18 protein-coding genes are annotated in these 14,318 nt (G+C 41.9%); all 18 read left to right on the top strand.

What is annotated here, in order from left to right; all coding sequences use genetic code 11:
• Window positions 1-102: 102 nt before the first annotated feature.
• The 18 genes from ACIGG7_RS19650 to ACIGG7_RS19565 all read left to right on the top strand — a co-directional run bounded on the left by ACIGG7_RS19650 (window position 103) and on the right by ACIGG7_RS19565 (window position 14,153).
• Complete coding sequence (locus ACIGG7_RS19650; protein ID WP_397550763.1) at window positions 103-1,590, top strand: ATP-dependent helicase ComFA; 1,488 nt, start codon at window positions 103-105, stop codon at window positions 1,588-1,590.
• Window positions 1,591-1,732: 142 nt separating this feature from the next.
• Window positions 1,733-2,281 (top strand): ComF family protein, encoded by a 549-nt coding sequence (locus tag ACIGG7_RS19645; protein ID WP_397550762.1) that lies wholly within the window; start codon window positions 1,733-1,735, stop codon window positions 2,279-2,281.
• A 60-nt stretch (window positions 2,282-2,341) separates the two neighbouring features.
• Window positions 2,342-2,758, top strand: a complete 417-nt coding sequence (locus ACIGG7_RS19640; RefSeq protein ID WP_397550761.1) for a TIGR03826 family flagellar region protein — start codon at window positions 2,342-2,344, stop codon at window positions 2,756-2,758.
• A 110-nt stretch (window positions 2,759-2,868) separates the two neighbouring features.
• Window positions 2,869-3,138 (top strand): flagellar biosynthesis anti-sigma factor FlgM, encoded by a 270-nt coding sequence (gene flgM, locus ACIGG7_RS19635; protein WP_397550760.1) that lies wholly within the window; start codon window positions 2,869-2,871, stop codon window positions 3,136-3,138.
• A gap of 16 nt (window positions 3,139-3,154) precedes the next feature.
• Window positions 3,155-3,649 carry a flagellar protein FlgN gene (locus ACIGG7_RS19630; protein WP_397550759.1) on the top strand — a complete coding sequence of 165 codons (495 nt, stop codon included), beginning with the start codon at window positions 3,155-3,157 and terminating at the stop codon, window positions 3,647-3,649.
• Between the two features lie 29 nt (window positions 3,650-3,678).
• Entirely contained in the window at window positions 3,679-5,256 is a 1,578-nt protein-coding gene (flgK, locus tag ACIGG7_RS19625) for a flagellar hook-associated protein FlgK (protein WP_397550758.1), read from the top strand.
• Window positions 5,257-5,270: 14 nt separating this feature from the next.
• Window positions 5,271-6,176 (top strand): flagellar hook-associated protein FlgL, encoded by a 906-nt coding sequence (flgL, locus tag ACIGG7_RS19620; RefSeq protein WP_397550757.1) that lies wholly within the window; start codon window positions 5,271-5,273, stop codon window positions 6,174-6,176.
• A 72-nt stretch (window positions 6,177-6,248) separates the two neighbouring features.
• A complete protein-coding gene (locus ACIGG7_RS19615) occupies window positions 6,249-6,839 on the top strand; it encodes a DUF6470 family protein (protein WP_397550756.1) in 591 nt (196 codons plus the stop codon).
• 18 nt (window positions 6,840-6,857) lie between these two features.
• On the top strand, window positions 6,858-7,301 hold the full coding sequence (fliW, locus tag ACIGG7_RS19610) for a flagellar assembly protein FliW (protein ID WP_397550755.1): 444 nt from the start codon (window positions 6,858-6,860) through the stop codon (window positions 7,299-7,301).
• 4 nt (window positions 7,302-7,305) lie between these two features.
• Window positions 7,306-7,527 (top strand): carbon storage regulator CsrA, encoded by a 222-nt coding sequence (csrA, locus tag ACIGG7_RS19605; protein WP_397550754.1) that lies wholly within the window; start codon window positions 7,306-7,308, stop codon window positions 7,525-7,527.
• Window positions 7,528-7,682: 155 nt separating this feature from the next.
• Window positions 7,683-9,023, top strand: a complete 1,341-nt coding sequence (locus ACIGG7_RS19600) for a flagellin N-terminal helical domain-containing protein (protein WP_397550753.1) — start codon at window positions 7,683-7,685, stop codon at window positions 9,021-9,023.
• A 918-nt stretch (window positions 9,024-9,941) separates the two neighbouring features.
• A complete protein-coding gene (gene flaG / locus ACIGG7_RS19595) occupies window positions 9,942-10,301 on the top strand; it encodes a flagellar protein FlaG (RefSeq protein WP_397550752.1) in 360 nt (119 codons plus the stop codon).
• Between the two features lie 15 nt (window positions 10,302-10,316).
• A complete protein-coding gene (locus ACIGG7_RS19590; protein WP_397550751.1) occupies window positions 10,317-11,801 on the top strand; it encodes a flagellar hook-associated protein 2 in 1,485 nt (494 codons plus the stop codon).
• A gap of 22 nt (window positions 11,802-11,823) precedes the next feature.
• Complete coding sequence (fliS, locus tag ACIGG7_RS19585) at window positions 11,824-12,228, top strand: flagellar export chaperone FliS (RefSeq protein ID WP_397550750.1); 405 nt, start codon at window positions 11,824-11,826, stop codon at window positions 12,226-12,228.
• Window positions 12,228-12,575, top strand: coding sequence for a flagellar protein FliT (fliT, locus tag ACIGG7_RS19580; RefSeq protein WP_397550749.1), 348 nt, complete (start codon window positions 12,228-12,230; stop codon window positions 12,573-12,575). The genes fliS and fliT overlap by 1 nt, the downstream gene beginning before the upstream one ends.
• Before the next feature lie 17 nt (window positions 12,576-12,592).
• Entirely contained in the window at window positions 12,593-12,979 is a 387-nt protein-coding gene (locus tag ACIGG7_RS19575; RefSeq protein WP_397550748.1) for a DUF8042 domain-containing protein, read from the top strand.
• A gap of 79 nt (window positions 12,980-13,058) precedes the next feature.
• A complete protein-coding gene (locus ACIGG7_RS19570) occupies window positions 13,059-13,391 on the top strand; it encodes an MmcQ/YjbR family DNA-binding protein (protein WP_397550747.1) in 333 nt (110 codons plus the stop codon).
• A gap of 6 nt (window positions 13,392-13,397) precedes the next feature.
• Window positions 13,398-14,153, top strand: coding sequence for an ABC transporter permease (locus ACIGG7_RS19565; RefSeq protein ID WP_397550746.1), 756 nt, complete (start codon window positions 13,398-13,400; stop codon window positions 14,151-14,153).
• The last annotated feature ends 165 nt before the right edge of the window (window positions 14,154-14,318 follow it).

The raw sequence follows: 14,318 nt of genomic DNA, 5'->3' as shown, positions 1-14,318 counted from the left end.
AGGTGCCAGGCGCGAAACCATGTATTCGTGCCTGGCACCTTTTTTACTTAGCAGGATTTTCTTCCTTTTATATAGAATACATTATTATCCAAATAAGGAGTGATGTCATTGCGTTTTGCTTTAATGGACAAAGTATTAATTCCCGAATCACTTGTAAAAGATCCAGCAAATCTCCAACGAATCTCAGACTTTCCTACACTGCCTCATCAACCTCTTAACCCTTTCTATCGCTTTTCAACAGATCTACAATCCTACTTAAGTGGACGAGCATTATTGTTAGATGAAATCCCGTTTCCAATCAAATTTCTCCACGAGCACTATATGAATGGCTATGTTTCATTTAAAAAAGGAGTCATTGATGGTCAATGCCGCCGTTGTGGGAATAACCGGTTACATTTATTTTCTGTCTTCCACTGCGCCAGGTGCCATTCGTCATGCACCTACTGCCGGAATTGTATCATGATGGGGAGAGTGTCTGAGTGCACTCCGCTCTTGGAGTGGAACGGGCCTACGCCGGAACCACCTATGCCTGCGTTCGAATGGTCCGGTATCCTCTCAGATGCACAAAAAGAAGCATCCCAGCAAATGATTTCCGCCATTCAGAATCAAAACGATCTTCTCGTCTGGGCGGTATGTGGAGCCGGCAAAACAGAGGTTCTTTTTGAAGGGATATTTGAAGCTCTACAGCAAAACAAACGAGCCTGTATTGCCGCACCCCGTACAGATGTCATTCTGGAATTATCTCCTCGTCTTAAAGAGGTTTTTCCTGATACGCCGATTACTACTTTGTATGGAGGCTCAGAGGAGCGGCATCGTTTTGGACAACTTGTACTCTCTACTACCCACCAACTTTATCGTTACAAAGAAGCCTTTGATGTCATGATCATTGACGAAGTCGACGCGTTCCCTTATTCATTCGATTCCTCCTTGAAATGGGCTGTGGAAAAAGCCCGTAAACCCCGTTCATCTATCATTTATCTGACAGCAACTCCGGATTCGAAAACACAGAAGGAATGTGTCAAAGGGGGGAGAAACTTTATCCAAATTCCTGCACGTTTCCATCGGCATCCGATTCCTCTTCCCAGGTTTATGTGGTGTGGTCTTTGGAAAAAAGCTTTGACCAAAAATCGGATTCCTCCTGCGTTAAAGAAATGGACTTTATTCAAACTTCAACAATCCAAGCAAGCGTTGATATTTTTTCCAACAGTCGACTTAATGGAAAAAGCGCTGCCTCTGTTTCAAGAAATGAATCCTCTCATTGAGTCTGTTCATGCTGAAGACCTCGATCGAAAAGAAAAAGTGATGAAAATGAGGAGGAAGGAGATTCCTATTTTACTAACGACAACAATATTAGAACGGGGGGTGACCATACCCAACATCGATGTCGCTGTCCTCGGGGCTGAAGAAAAGATATTCACCGAAAGCGCACTTGTACAGATTGCCGGCAGGGTAGGGAGGAGTTCTGATCATCCAACGGGGGACATCGTTTATTTTCATTACGGCCGTACCAGGGAGATGATCAAAGCTCTTCTTCATATCGATTCTATGAATAAGGAAGCGGGAAAGAGAGGCCTGGTTCATGGTAAATAACTGTTTGAATTGTGAAGGTGAGTTGGTGGAGGTGTTGTCATGGAGGGGGTTATTTCATAGAGAGCCTCAATTTTTATGCCAGGAATGTGAGAGGCAGTTAGAATATATAGAAGGAGAGAGATGCAGCGGGTGCTCCAGGTCTATGACCAATCTGCCTTCGAATCTGCTGAAGGATGATGTTTGTTTAGACTGCTATAGATGGGAAAGGGATCCTGAGTGGTTGGGGATCCTCGAGCATAATCACTCCTTTTATCATTATAATGATTTTCTTAAAGATTATCTGGCAAGATACAAATACCGGGGAGACTATGCCTTGGCCCAAGCCTTCTCCCAAACGATCAAAACATATCTTGCCGAAGCAGAGTATGACTTAATCATCCCTATTCCCCTCAGCGATGAACGACTCTATGAACGGGGTTTTAACCAATCCACCGCATTACTTGAAGAAGCAGAGGTCCGTCCCTCCCATATTCTCACTCGATGGCACTCTGAAAAGCAGTCTAAGAAAACGCGAAGTGAGCGTCTTCTGCAGGAGCAGGGTTTTCGATTAGAGGAATCTGATGTGAAAGGAAAGATCATTCTATTGTTTGACGATATTTATACAACAGGAACCACCTTGAGGCAGGCGGCCAATCTATTGAGGGATGCAGGTGCTGACACAGTTTCTTCCCTGACTCTCGCAAGGGGTTAAAGCAATCCTCTATCCTGCCGATATATTGGGTAAGAGAAGCTTTACCGGGAGGAAACGATTATGTCAGAAATCATCAATTGTCCACGCTGCAATGCTATTTTTATGAGAAATAAATTCCGCGATGTATGCGACAAATGTTATAAAGAAGAAGAAACTATGTACGAAACCGTTTATAAATTTTTAAAGAAGCGGGAAAACCGTGCTGCCACTATGGATCGCGTCATCGAAGTCACTGGGGTAGACGAGGAACTTCTATATAAGTGGGTGAAAAAAGGCCGAATCCAGACGAGGCAGTTTCCGAATATGGGTTATCCGTGTGATAAATGCGGTAAGATCATTGTGACAGGACGGATCTGTAGTGATTGCTCTTCGGAAATTGTGAATGATCTGAAACAGTTTGAAACCGAGCAGGAATGGAAGAATAAATCTAGGGAATCCGGTCAAAGAACGTATTATACTATGAGAGATAAGAACTAGTCTTTAGTAAATGAATTCAGGAAGAACTAACCAGTCCCTAACTCTAAACAAAACGCGTTCTCATCCGATATACTAGGTAGAAACCATGTACGTGAAGAAAGCGAGGGAAAATGATGAAGATTAACAATATCGGAAATCAGAACATCAATCCTTATAAGCGCAACTTAAACAAAATGGATCAGGTCGGGAAAGCGGGAAAACCAGCATCCGACAAAATTGAAATCTCTTCTGCAGCCAAAGAGATGCAGGAGGTTTCCAAACTCGGCAAAGAGCGCCAGGCCAGAGTAGAAGCATTAAAAGATCAGGTTCAGAGCGGCAACTACACCATCGATCCGAAAGCCATTGCTAAAGGATTAAAGAATTTCTATAACGGACAATAAAAGGGAGCGAACAAACATGTCAGCCACAAACCTTACGACAACTCTTGAAAAACTGTATAAGCTGCACAAAAGTTTGTTCGACCTTTCTGTGAATAAGACAGATGTGATCAAAAAAGGCGATATGACTGAGCTTGATCGTGTCCTGAAGGATGAGCAGAAGCATTTGGCCGCCATCAATACAGTGGAAGCGGAGCGGCAGAGAGAATCCAGTTATTATCTCCAATCAAGGGGAGTTCCTGATAACGAGACTCCTACAATATCTCAGTGTATTGAACATGGCTCTCCTGAAGAACGGGAAGCCCTCAACCATTGGCAGCAAAAATTGGTCATGATCATTCAAGAATTGAGAGGTCGAAACGAGCTGAATCAAAAGCTTGTCTATCAATCTCTTCAATTTGTGAATATGAATCTATCCATGATGCAGCCGCAACCGGATCAGTCCACCTATTCACGTCCGAACGGCGAAAAAAAATCGCCGGCAAGTCGATCGATCTTTGATTCGAAAGCATAGCACTTACTAATTGAAACGGAGGCAACACCATGCGATCCACATTTATGGGCCTTGAAACGGCAAAGCGAGGCATGTACACCCAGCAGGGCGCCCTTTATACGACCGGCCACAATATCTCCAATGCGAATACTCCAGGATACACTCGTCAACGAGTTAACTTTGAACAAACAGAACCCTATCCTGCCCCAGCTATGAACCGCCCTCAAATCCCTGGCCAAATCGGAACGGGAGTAGACGCCGGATCAATTCAGCGTGTCCGTGACTCTTTCCTGGATATGCAGTACAGAGGCGAAAACCAAAAGCTTGGCTACTGGGAAACCAAAATGGAAGCCATGAAGAAGATGGAAGAAGTCATGAACGAACCGTCCGATTCTGGATTGTCCAAAACGATGGATATGTTCTGGCAGTCCCTTCAGGATTTAGCGGTTAACCCGTCCAACTCAGGTGCCCGCTCAGTTGTACGTCAACGTGGTATCGCTGTTGCTGAAACGTTTAATTATTTGTCTTCATCTTTAACAAGTGTACGGAATGATTTGAAAAATGAACTGTCTGTCAGTGAAAAGCAAATCAATTCCTTGACTCGACAAATCGATAATATCAATAAACAAATAGCAGATGTAGAACCTCATGGTTATCTCCCGAATGATTTATATGATGAGCGGGATCGTCTAATTGACGAACTTTCAAAGCATGTTTCCATTCAAACGAGCTACCAATCCAATGGAGGAGCTTCTTCTCCTGTTGCAGAAGGTGCAGTTACCGTGACGTTGGTCGGTAAAGATGGAAACCTTGCTGTGAACCTGGTTGGGAAAAGTGGAGCGAATGAACTCAAACTTACCTATCAGGGACCTCAAAACACTGTGGATTCGGTAACGATTGGAAAGCAAACACTGGATATAAATGACTTTTTATCACAAGGTGAAGGTAAACTGAGAGCCCTGGTTGATACGTACGGCTTCAAAAATAAAGACGGGGAAGCAGAAGGCTCATACATCAGCATGCTGCATGAACTCGACAGTATGGCGTATGAATTCGCCAAAGCGTTCAATGCCCAGCATCAGCAGGGGTTCACACCTGAACAGATGAATGATCCAAACTTTGATCCTGACAACGATACTCCGGATACACCGAAGTTCTTCCAGGATGCAAAGAATGCTTCAGCAGATTTGGATAGTGTACAGAAAGAAGGCTTCGCTCAACGAATTCAAATTGCCGATGAACTGAGCAATCTGGATAAGATTGCAACTGCAGGTGCAAATAACCCAACTCTTGGAGATGCATCCAATGTTCTGGCATTGGCCGATATTATTACAACGACTAAACTTCCTTATGGTGATAAAGATGCCTCATTCCAAGGACACTTTGAATCCGTTATCGGAAAAATGGCCGTAGAATCTCAAGAATCTGTCAGATTGGCAAGCAACTCTGGCGTACTAAGAGGAGCGGTGGACGAACGTCGCATGTCTGTAAGTGGAGTCTCGCTGGATGAAGAAATGACCGACATGATCAAATTCCAGCATGCCTACAACGCCTCTGCCAGAATGATCACACTTCAGGACGAAATGCTCGATAAAATCATCAACGGCATGGGTACCGTTGGAAGATAGGTAGGTGAAATGATATGCGCGTTACTCAAAGTATGCTGACGGCAAATTCAATGAGAAACCTTAGTTCTTCTTATGGAAGGATGGGGCAATTACAGGATCAGTTGGCGACAGGGAAGAAGATTACGAAGCCCTCGGATGACCCGGTTGTGGCGATGAAGGGGATGTTTTATCGTTCGAATTTGACTGGGATTGAGCAGTATAAGCGGAATTTATCAGAACTTTATTTATGGATGGAGAACTCGGAAGCGGGAATTGAACAGGCGAATCAGGGGTTGCAGCGTGTTCGGGAATTGACACTTCAAGGGAAAAATGGAACGTTAAGTCCTGAAGATAGGAAAGCTGTTGCCGCGGAAATCGAACAGATAAAAAATGATCTCGTCAGTGTTGCTGAAACGAAAGTAGCGGGAAGATATATTTTTCATGGGACGGATGTTGGGAATTCTCCGATTAAGGATGGAAATCCCACAGACGGAAGTGCTCCACAGGTCGCTAATAATTTAGGCAGTAGTGCCATCGATGCTTATCCGGTTGAAGTTTCTCAGGGTGTGTCTTTAAAAGCCAACGTCAATCCGAATCATGTTTTTAATCAGAAATTGTTTGAAACAGTGCACAATATTCAAAATGCATTGGAATCTGGAGATGATTCTGTTCTCGATACAGAGCTCGAGAATCTGGATGGCGTAATGAACACATTATCAGCAGAACGGTCTGAACTTGGTGCTCGTTACAATCGTCTAGAAATGGTAGATGACCGATTGTCTCAGCAGGAAGTCACAGCAAATCGAATCCTTTCAGATAATGAGGATGCTGATATCGAACGAGTTATTACGGACTTGAAAACCCAGGAAAGCGTTCATCGTGCCGCTCTCGGTGTTGGTGCCAGAATCATTCAACCGACCTTAATGGATTTTCTACGATAAATGCATGGGGACTGACCCTTTAAGGTGTTTTGTCACCTTAGGGTCAGTCCCTTTTTATATGGAGGTGAGTATGTGAACGTTCCACAAATAAGATTGCAGTCCACGTCAGCAGCCATTAGCATCCGGACGACTCCAGGACGTATGGATATCGAACAGCCGCCGGCAGACTTGGATATTCAGCAGCAACAGGCGAAGATGGAGATTGAACGGACACCTTCCAAGCTGACCATCAACCAAACTGAGGCCAGGGCTGATATGGACTTGAAGTCAGTGCGCCGGAGGATAGAAGAATATTCCCAGCAAGGGTATGAAGACTGGATGGCAGGACTTGTCCGGGTCGCACAGGACGGGGATGAACTGATGATGATTGAGAATGGCGGGGATGCGATTGTCACTCAGGCTAAGAGGAACAGTGAGAATCCGATGTATGAATTCAATATAGGATGGATTCCTTCTGCTGGGAGCGTCAAAATCAGCTATCACCCAGGAAGTGTGAAGGTAAATATTGAACCGCAAAAAGTGGTGAATCACTCTCGTCCTCAAAAGCCAAATATACAGTATACTCCAGCACATGTGGATGTCAGTCTGAAACGATACGCAGATCTGCAAATAAATTTTGCAAACCTAAAACACGTCGGGATCAACTATGAACAAGAAATATAGAATAAAGGAATGAAACGGATGAAAATCAATACGAAATATCATGGAGAAATAGATGTGAAATCAGAAGAAGTTTTGACATTTGAACAAGGGATCCCGGGCTTTGGGGAAGAGAAGCAGTTTGTATTAATGCCACTTCCGGAGAATGAGTGGTTTCATATTCTGCAATCCGTGACGACTCCTCAGCTTGGGTTTGTGGTGACAGATCCGTTTTTATTCTTCAAGGAGTATGATTTTGAGCTGGATCAGGCGAGTGTTGAGTTACTAGAAAATCCTACAGAAAAAGAAGTGCAGGTTCTGTCTATTCTTACTGTAAGAGAAACACTACAGGAATCGACAGCAAATCTACAGGCTCCTATCATTATCAATCTAGCGAACCAAAGAGGAAAACAAGTCATTTTAAATAATAATCAATACCTAACGAAGCACCTAATTTTTGCTCAACCTGCTGGAAAGAAGGGATGAGGGAATGTTAGTACTTACTAGGAAAAAAGGAGAAAGTATTCAGATTGGAGATGACATAGAGCTGACAGTCATTTCTGTTAAAGGGGATCAAGTGAAATTGGGGATCAACGCACCAAAGAATGTGGATATTCATAGGAAAGAAGTCTACCTTTCTATCAAGGAAGAGAACACCGAAGCGTCGAAAGGAATCGACAATCTGATTAATCTTTTGCCAAAAAATGATTAATTATTTTTCTAAAACTATTAAAGACAAATAGAAACTACCGATAATAGTATTGTAAGCAATGAGGAAAAGGGCGGCCGACCTTTGAGACTTGTTGCAAACTAAAAAGGATATAGTTCACATGGATGTGGGCTTACTTTCAAGGAGGAAATTTCAATATGAGAATTAATCATAATATTGCGGCGCTTAACACTTACCGTCAATTAAACAGTGCTTCTACTGCACAAGGGAAATCTATGGAGAAGTTATCTTCAGGGCTTCGTATTAATAAAGCTGGGGATGACGCTGCAGGACTTGCAATTTCAGAAAAAATGAGAGGGCAAATCCGTGGTTTAGATATGGCTTCCAAAAATGCACAAGATGGTGTGAGCCTGTTACAAACAGCAGAGGGAGCTTTAAATGAAACACACTCGATTCTTCAGCGTATGCGTGAGCTATCTGTTCAAGCATCTAATGATACAAATACCGCTGATGATCGTGGTGAAATTCAAAAGGAAATGAATCAGTTAACTTCTGAGATTAGCCGTGTTGGTAATAATACAGAATTTAACACTAAAAAGGTTTTAAATGGAGATATGGTTGGTGGAGGAAGTGGAGCTACTCAACAAAAGTATACTATAACTGCAGCAAATGTTGGGTCAACTTTTCCGAGTGGTTCTACAAGCTCTTTCAAAATGAAAATTGGTGGGGAAGAATATACAATTACAGGTGATTCAGGTGCAGCGCCAGGAGCAACTCCTGGAATAACTGCCGGTACTAAAACTATAACCATTGGTACCCAGGGTGGAGCTGGAACGGTTGATGATATTGTAGCAGGTTTCACACTTCTTGCATCTGCCGACAGTAGCTTGAAAATTAATGAATTCGATATTGCTAAAACTGGATCGGATTTAACAATTACTGCTAAATCAACTGGTACATTCGCTGGTAATGCAGGTAAAGATTCTGTATTTGTAACTGCTGGGGATGCATCCTACCTCGCTAGTACAACAAGTGGTGCTGATGGTACAGGAGGTAAAGCAAAATTACAAATTGGGGCAAACTACAATCAGTTATTTGAAGTAGAAATTACTGATATGCGTTCAAATGCGTTGGGTGTTTCTTCCACATCATCCGCTGGATCGACAACTGTTAATGGTGCTACAGCAACCTTTACAACAGTAGCTACAACAGATAATAGTGGGAGTTCTGAATATGCTTTAGATATTACTTCAACTACTAAAGCAACTGCGGCTATTGAAGTCATTGACAATGCAATTAAAACCGTTTCTGCAGAACGTTCTAAATTAGGTGCATACCAAAATCGTCTAGAGCATACAATTAATAACTTAAACACTTCTTCTGAAAACCTAACTGCTGCTGAGTCTCGTGTACGTGACGTTGACATGGCGAAAGAAATGATGACTCAAACTAAGAATTCTATTCTTTCTCAAGCAGCACAAGCAATGTTGGCTCAATCCAATCAAATGCCTCAAGGAGTACTACAACTTTTGAGATAATTGATTAGAGGGCGTCCAGTTTGGTAACGAGCTGGATTATAACTGGGTGAATTGCTGGAACTTCCTAAAGCTCTATCAACCACAACGAAACTGGAAACGGTAAACGGAACGGTTTGAAAATGATAGAGATTTAACAATGGATAATCAGCAGCCAAGCTCCTGTGAGGAAACTCTGGAGAAGGTTCAACGACTAGAGAAAACGGTCTAAAGCGAAAGCTATGATTATGAATCTCGTAGGGCAGTATACCTGTTCGAAGTGCCCAGCCCCTTTCGTAAAAGGGTGAAGATATAGTCTATTCTATGATTGAAAGACATAGTCGCAAAGCAAGCGAACCAACAACCACAAGGAGTTTTACAACTTCTTCGTTAATTTTAAACTTTTTACGAGAGACTCTAGGATTTCTAGAGTCTCTTTTTCTTCTTTTCACTAATGATTACAATATCCCATTCCTCCGTAATTCGCGCAATTTATACACTAACGACCAATAGCTTCTGGATAAGGTATTCGAAATTTCCATATCTTTCAGACCACTTTTCTTTAGGGCTATCATCTCACTTATCTCTTTATCAGAGTATTTCTTATTTCTTCTTGAAGAAGAAACTATAACTTGATAATTTGGGTATAGTTCTAAAAACTTTTGCTTCTCTTGGCTCAGGATATCTATCATTTTTCCGACGTGAATTAGGATATATTTATTTGATTTCACCGTCACTTAATATGCTCCCAACAAGTAAATTCCTATGTATAGAAGATAGACATAGGAACTTCTCCATCCAATACAACTCCTTTCCGATGTGAACTTATGTTCTGTATTTATTTTAAGTGTACCCTCATGGAAACAAAATAAAGCCTATTCTCCCTAAACTTTCCCCACCAAATTCCGATATAACCCATATAACCTTCAGGAGGATCAAAAGATGATTGATAGAGTGACAGGCGCAGTACAAGGAATACAATCATTTACTAGATTAGAGAACCAAACAAGTGAAGAAGTGCAACAAATTCAAGCGCAGGAACGACACCATGAAAAAACACCAACCAAGGAACCTGTCACCAAAGAAAAAATAGAAGATGTCGTTCATGGGATGAATGAGTTTATGGCCACTTCTAATACACACCTCAAATTTGAATTTCATGATAAATTGAAAGAATACTATGTGACGATTGTGGATGATCGTACGCAGGAGATAGTGAAGGAAATACCAGCAAAGAAAATGCTTGATATGCATGCCGCGATGACGGAATTTGTTGGTTTGCTGATCGATAAGAAGATTTAACGGAAGGAGATACATATGGCTGATATGCGCATTGGTGGCCTTGCCAGTGGTATGGACACGGATCAAATCATTAAAGATTTAATGAAGGCGGAACGCATTCCTTTAGATAAGTTAGGTCAAAAAAAGCAATACCTTGAGTGGCAGCGTGATGATTACCGGGATATGAATAAGATGATGTTTGATTTTAGTAATCTTATTTTTGACGGAGTGATGAAGCAGGGGACTTATACGCAGAAGACCGTTAATCAGTCTAATGCGTCTGTTGTAGATATAAAGAGTTTAAGTGCAACAACAGATTTCTCTGGAACGTTAAATGTTACACAGCTAGCTCAAGCTGCAACAATGAGTAGTTCAGCTAGTTTACCTAATATTACTGACCCGACTGAAAAGCTTAGTAAATATGTTACAGGAACACAAACGATTACCATTCAAGCAATAGGCAGTGATGGGAAGCTTCAAGCCACACCAACGTCAATTACATTTGATCCATCGGAACATACTTTAAATAGCTTAATAGAAAAAATTAACAAAGAGTCGAATGTTTCGATGTTTTATGACTCAACACAAAAAAAGGTATCTATGATGGCTAAAAATACCGGTGATACAGGAGGGCATGAGATTGTCCTCACCGGTGGCTTTTTTACGGATGAATTAAATTTGGGAACAGATAATTCATCAGCAGGGGTAAACGGGAAGAATGCTGAATTCACTTTTAACGGATTAACGACCTCCAGAAGCTCTAATAGATTCACCATAAATGGTGTAGAATATAACTTAAAAAATATTGGAAGTACGACTTTTTCTTCATCACCCGACACCGACAAAATCCTAGAAAAAATCGTCAAATTCGTCGACGAATACAACAAACTCATTGAAAAAGTAAACGGGGAAGTGAACGAAAAGAAATACCGTGATTTCCAACCTTTGACGGCAGAACAAAAAGAGTCAATGGAAGAAAAGGAAATTGAACTATGGGAAGAAAAGTCACGCAGTGGTACTCTGAGAAACGATTCCGTTCTGACATCTGGTCTCAACAAAATGAGAACGGACATGTATACGCCCATCTCTGGAGGAACATCAGGTCTTGACCAATTAGCCCAAATCGGAATCAAGACATCAAGTAACTACCTTGATCGTGGAAAGCTGATTATTGATGAAAGCAAGCTAAAAGAAGCGATTTCCAAAGACCCGAATGCAATTTACGAGATTTTTGCTAAAGATGGTGCGACGTCAAATGAACAGGGTATTGCCCGTCGTTTACGTGAAACGTTAAAAACCACCATGGACAGTATCGAGAAAAAGGCTGGTAAAGCTTCTAGTACCAACAATACGTTTACACTAGGTCGTTTATTAAACAATATGGAAAGCCAAATGGACCGTTTCGAAGACCGGTTAACTCAAGTTGAGGACCGCTACTGGCGTCAATTCACCGCCATGGAAAAAGCCATCCAGCGTTCCAACCAACAATCCATGTTCCTCATGAACCAATTTGGCGGCTAATCATAACTAAAGGAGTGTCAATATGGCTATCAACAACCCGTATGCAGCATACCAGAACAACTCGGTCAACACCGCATCACCAGGTGAACTCACCCTTATGCTCTATAACGGAAGCCTGAAATTTATTCATATCGCGAAAAAAGCCATTGAAGAGAAGAATATTGAATTGAAGAATACAAATATCCAAAAGACCCAAGCCATCGTGAATGAACTGATGGTGACGTTGAATACGGATCTTGAAGTCTCGCAAAATCTCATGGCCCTTTACGACTACATCAACCGCCGCTTAACAGAAGCCAATATTAAGAATGACGTGGCGATTTTAGAAGAAGTAGAAGGTCTCATCACAGACTTCCGTGATACATGGAAAGAAGTCATTCAACTGAACCGCCAGAAGCAGCATGCCGGTCAAGGTGGACAGGCGTAATGAGCTCAGTTCTTCTTTGCTATACCATCACGAAGCAATTGAAACAAGCGTTGGAACAGGTGAATGATGAAAACAGAGAATCTACGATTGAAGAAGTGGAAGCTCTTTTAGAAAAAAGACAGAGCGTACTTGGTACCATCAAGCCTCCATATACTCAGGATGAGCAGGAGCTTGGCAAGCAGATGATCGCCTGGAATGGGCAAATCGATCGGCAGCTGGCTCAATTGCGTCTCCAGATTAAGCGTGACATGAACGGCTTAACCAAGAAAAAAACGTCCGTCCAAAAGTACTCAAACCCATACGAATCCCTGCAATATGATGGAATGTTTTACGATAAAAAGAAATAGGTGATTCTTTGTCAACAATGAAACTAGACGAAAAACAGTACGAATTGGTCAGCCAATACATCGGGATGCTCGACACAATCGAAGAAGCACTGAAGTATGTGGAAGCAAGCTTCACGAATTTAAGCAAAACAGAAGGGGATCGGGTCCTTTCAGATGTCTTCATGGCTATTGGGCAGATTTCAGAAAGCAATTCATTATTGAAAGAGATTTTTGATTTTGATAGGGAAGGCATTCAGAAAGCTTTAAACGCATTTGATACGGTAACTGACCAGGCATGGAAACTGGACGGACAGTTAGACAACAATGTAGTCAAACAAAGTCTCGTTCAGGAAAACCTGTCACCGGCGTTTTCTGCATGGAAAGCTACGATTGAGAGTGAACTTAATCCTTACCTAGCACACTAAGCCTCGCATCTTCGGGGCTTTTTTCTTTTTCCAAATCCTCTCATGGTATAATAATAGAAAAATGCTGGAGGACGCCGGTATGAAAACGAATGTAATAGATGAGATTAGAAGACTTAGCCTTCTCTATCCAGAGGTTCATGAACATGTAGATGGTTTCGGACATATTTCTTTCCGCGTGAAGGACAAACCATTTGTCATCATCGGTGAGACCTTATCGATTAAAACGCTCCCTGCTACTCAGGAAATCCTCCTCGAACAGCCAGGCTATACCAAAGCTCCATACATCGGAAGACATGGATGGGTGTTAGTTGAGATAGAAGAAGTAGGCTGGCAGACCATTGAAGGGTTGATTCGCAATGGCTATTTGATTGTGGCTCCAAAGAGACTATCAAATACAGTTCGAAATGGGTAATGGAACATGATAAATTTAATTACTAATGAACTTATAAAGCAAACCTCTCACTCACGGATGTGGATTTCCCTTGCACTCATTGTGTTCGTGGATGCCATCGCATCCATATTTGTCTACATGCTCTTCGATGGCATCCAATTTTCATTCTGGGAATATATGCGGATCAGCTCGAATCTACTCATAATCATTCAACTCTTCAGTCTGATCATTGCCGGGGATATCGTATCAAGTGAATTCTCGTCGGGCACCATTAAGTTATTACTCATACGGCCCATTAACCGTGTGAAGATTTTACTTTCTAAATACATAACGGTGATAGTTATTGCTACTATTTTAACAGCCTCTCATTTCTTATTTTCTGCCGTACTGGGTTCACTGTGGTTTTATGATAGTTTTTTTGATTTGAACGAGAATTTTTTTATTGTGGCAGGTGCTTACGTACTGAGATTCATAGAAATGATGGTAGTTTGTTCCTTTGCTTTTACCTTTTCTGTCGTAACGAGAAACAGCTCATTTGCGATTGGTTCAACGATCTTTCTTACTTTTTCTACAGGGACGTTTCTGATTTTGATGAACGAGCGAGGCCTTGAGTGGGGGAGGTATCTGTTGTTTGCGAATACCGATTTGCAGCAGTATTTCTTCGGGACCCCGCCGTTTGTAGGGATGACGTTTTGGTTTTCGGTAGGGGTGATTGTGGTGTATTTGGTTGGGTTTGGTGGATTGGCTTGGTGGAGTTTTGGTAAGAGGGATGTGGATGTTTAGGGGCTTGAGTTTTGTACCAGGTACAAACGATACCAGCTGTACCTGGTACGAACACGTTCAATTGTACCAGGTACAAAATGAAACTCTCAATGAATTACCACCCTGAAGGAATTTTTTGGATTATGTCGAATTGATATACTTGTACCTTATTAGAGAAAGGAAGAG

Origin of the sequence: Rossellomorea sp. NPDC077527, assembly GCF_044542955.1 — a bacterium.
In the GTDB taxonomy this organism is placed as follows: domain Bacteria; phylum Bacillota; class Bacilli; order Bacillales; family Bacillaceae_B; genus Rossellomorea; species Rossellomorea aquimaris_E.
This window is presented reverse-complemented; position numbering and strand designations above follow the sequence as displayed.

What these genes read in the sequence shown, in the direction of transcription:
- ACIGG7_RS19650 (WP_397550763.1), top strand. Translation starts at nt 103, where the DNA reads ATGTCATTGCGTTTTGCTTTAATGGACAAAGTATTAATTCCCGAATCA.
- ACIGG7_RS19645 (WP_397550762.1), top strand. Translation starts at nt 1,733, where the DNA reads ATGACCAATCTGCCTTCGAATCTGCTGAAGGATGATGTTTGTTTAGAC.
- ACIGG7_RS19640 (WP_397550761.1), top strand. Translation starts at nt 2,342, where the DNA reads ATGTCAGAAATCATCAATTGTCCACGCTGCAATGCTATTTTTATGAGA.
- flgM (WP_397550760.1), top strand. Translation starts at nt 2,869, where the DNA reads ATGATGAAGATTAACAATATCGGAAATCAGAACATCAATCCTTATAAG.
- ACIGG7_RS19630 (WP_397550759.1), top strand. Translation starts at nt 3,155, where the DNA reads ATGTCAGCCACAAACCTTACGACAACTCTTGAAAAACTGTATAAGCTG.
- flgK (WP_397550758.1), top strand. Translation starts at nt 3,679, where the DNA reads ATGCGATCCACATTTATGGGCCTTGAAACGGCAAAGCGAGGCATGTAC.
- flgL (WP_397550757.1), top strand. Translation starts at nt 5,271, where the DNA reads ATGCGCGTTACTCAAAGTATGCTGACGGCAAATTCAATGAGAAACCTT.
- fliW (WP_397550755.1), top strand. Translation starts at nt 6,858, where the DNA reads ATGAAAATCAATACGAAATATCATGGAGAAATAGATGTGAAATCAGAA.
- csrA (WP_397550754.1), top strand. Translation starts at nt 7,306, where the DNA reads ATGTTAGTACTTACTAGGAAAAAAGGAGAAAGTATTCAGATTGGAGAT.
- ACIGG7_RS19600 (WP_397550753.1), top strand. Translation starts at nt 7,683, where the DNA reads ATGAGAATTAATCATAATATTGCGGCGCTTAACACTTACCGTCAATTA.
- flaG (WP_397550752.1), top strand. Translation starts at nt 9,942, where the DNA reads ATGATTGATAGAGTGACAGGCGCAGTACAAGGAATACAATCATTTACT.
- ACIGG7_RS19590 (WP_397550751.1), top strand. Translation starts at nt 10,317, where the DNA reads ATGGCTGATATGCGCATTGGTGGCCTTGCCAGTGGTATGGACACGGAT.
- fliS (WP_397550750.1), top strand. Translation starts at nt 11,824, where the DNA reads ATGGCTATCAACAACCCGTATGCAGCATACCAGAACAACTCGGTCAAC.
- fliT (WP_397550749.1), top strand. Translation starts at nt 12,228, where the DNA reads ATGAGCTCAGTTCTTCTTTGCTATACCATCACGAAGCAATTGAAACAA.
- ACIGG7_RS19575 (WP_397550748.1), top strand. Translation starts at nt 12,593, where the DNA reads ATGAAACTAGACGAAAAACAGTACGAATTGGTCAGCCAATACATCGGG.
- ACIGG7_RS19570 (WP_397550747.1), top strand. Translation starts at nt 13,059, where the DNA reads ATGAAAACGAATGTAATAGATGAGATTAGAAGACTTAGCCTTCTCTAT.
- ACIGG7_RS19565 (WP_397550746.1), top strand. Translation starts at nt 13,398, where the DNA reads ATGATAAATTTAATTACTAATGAACTTATAAAGCAAACCTCTCACTCA.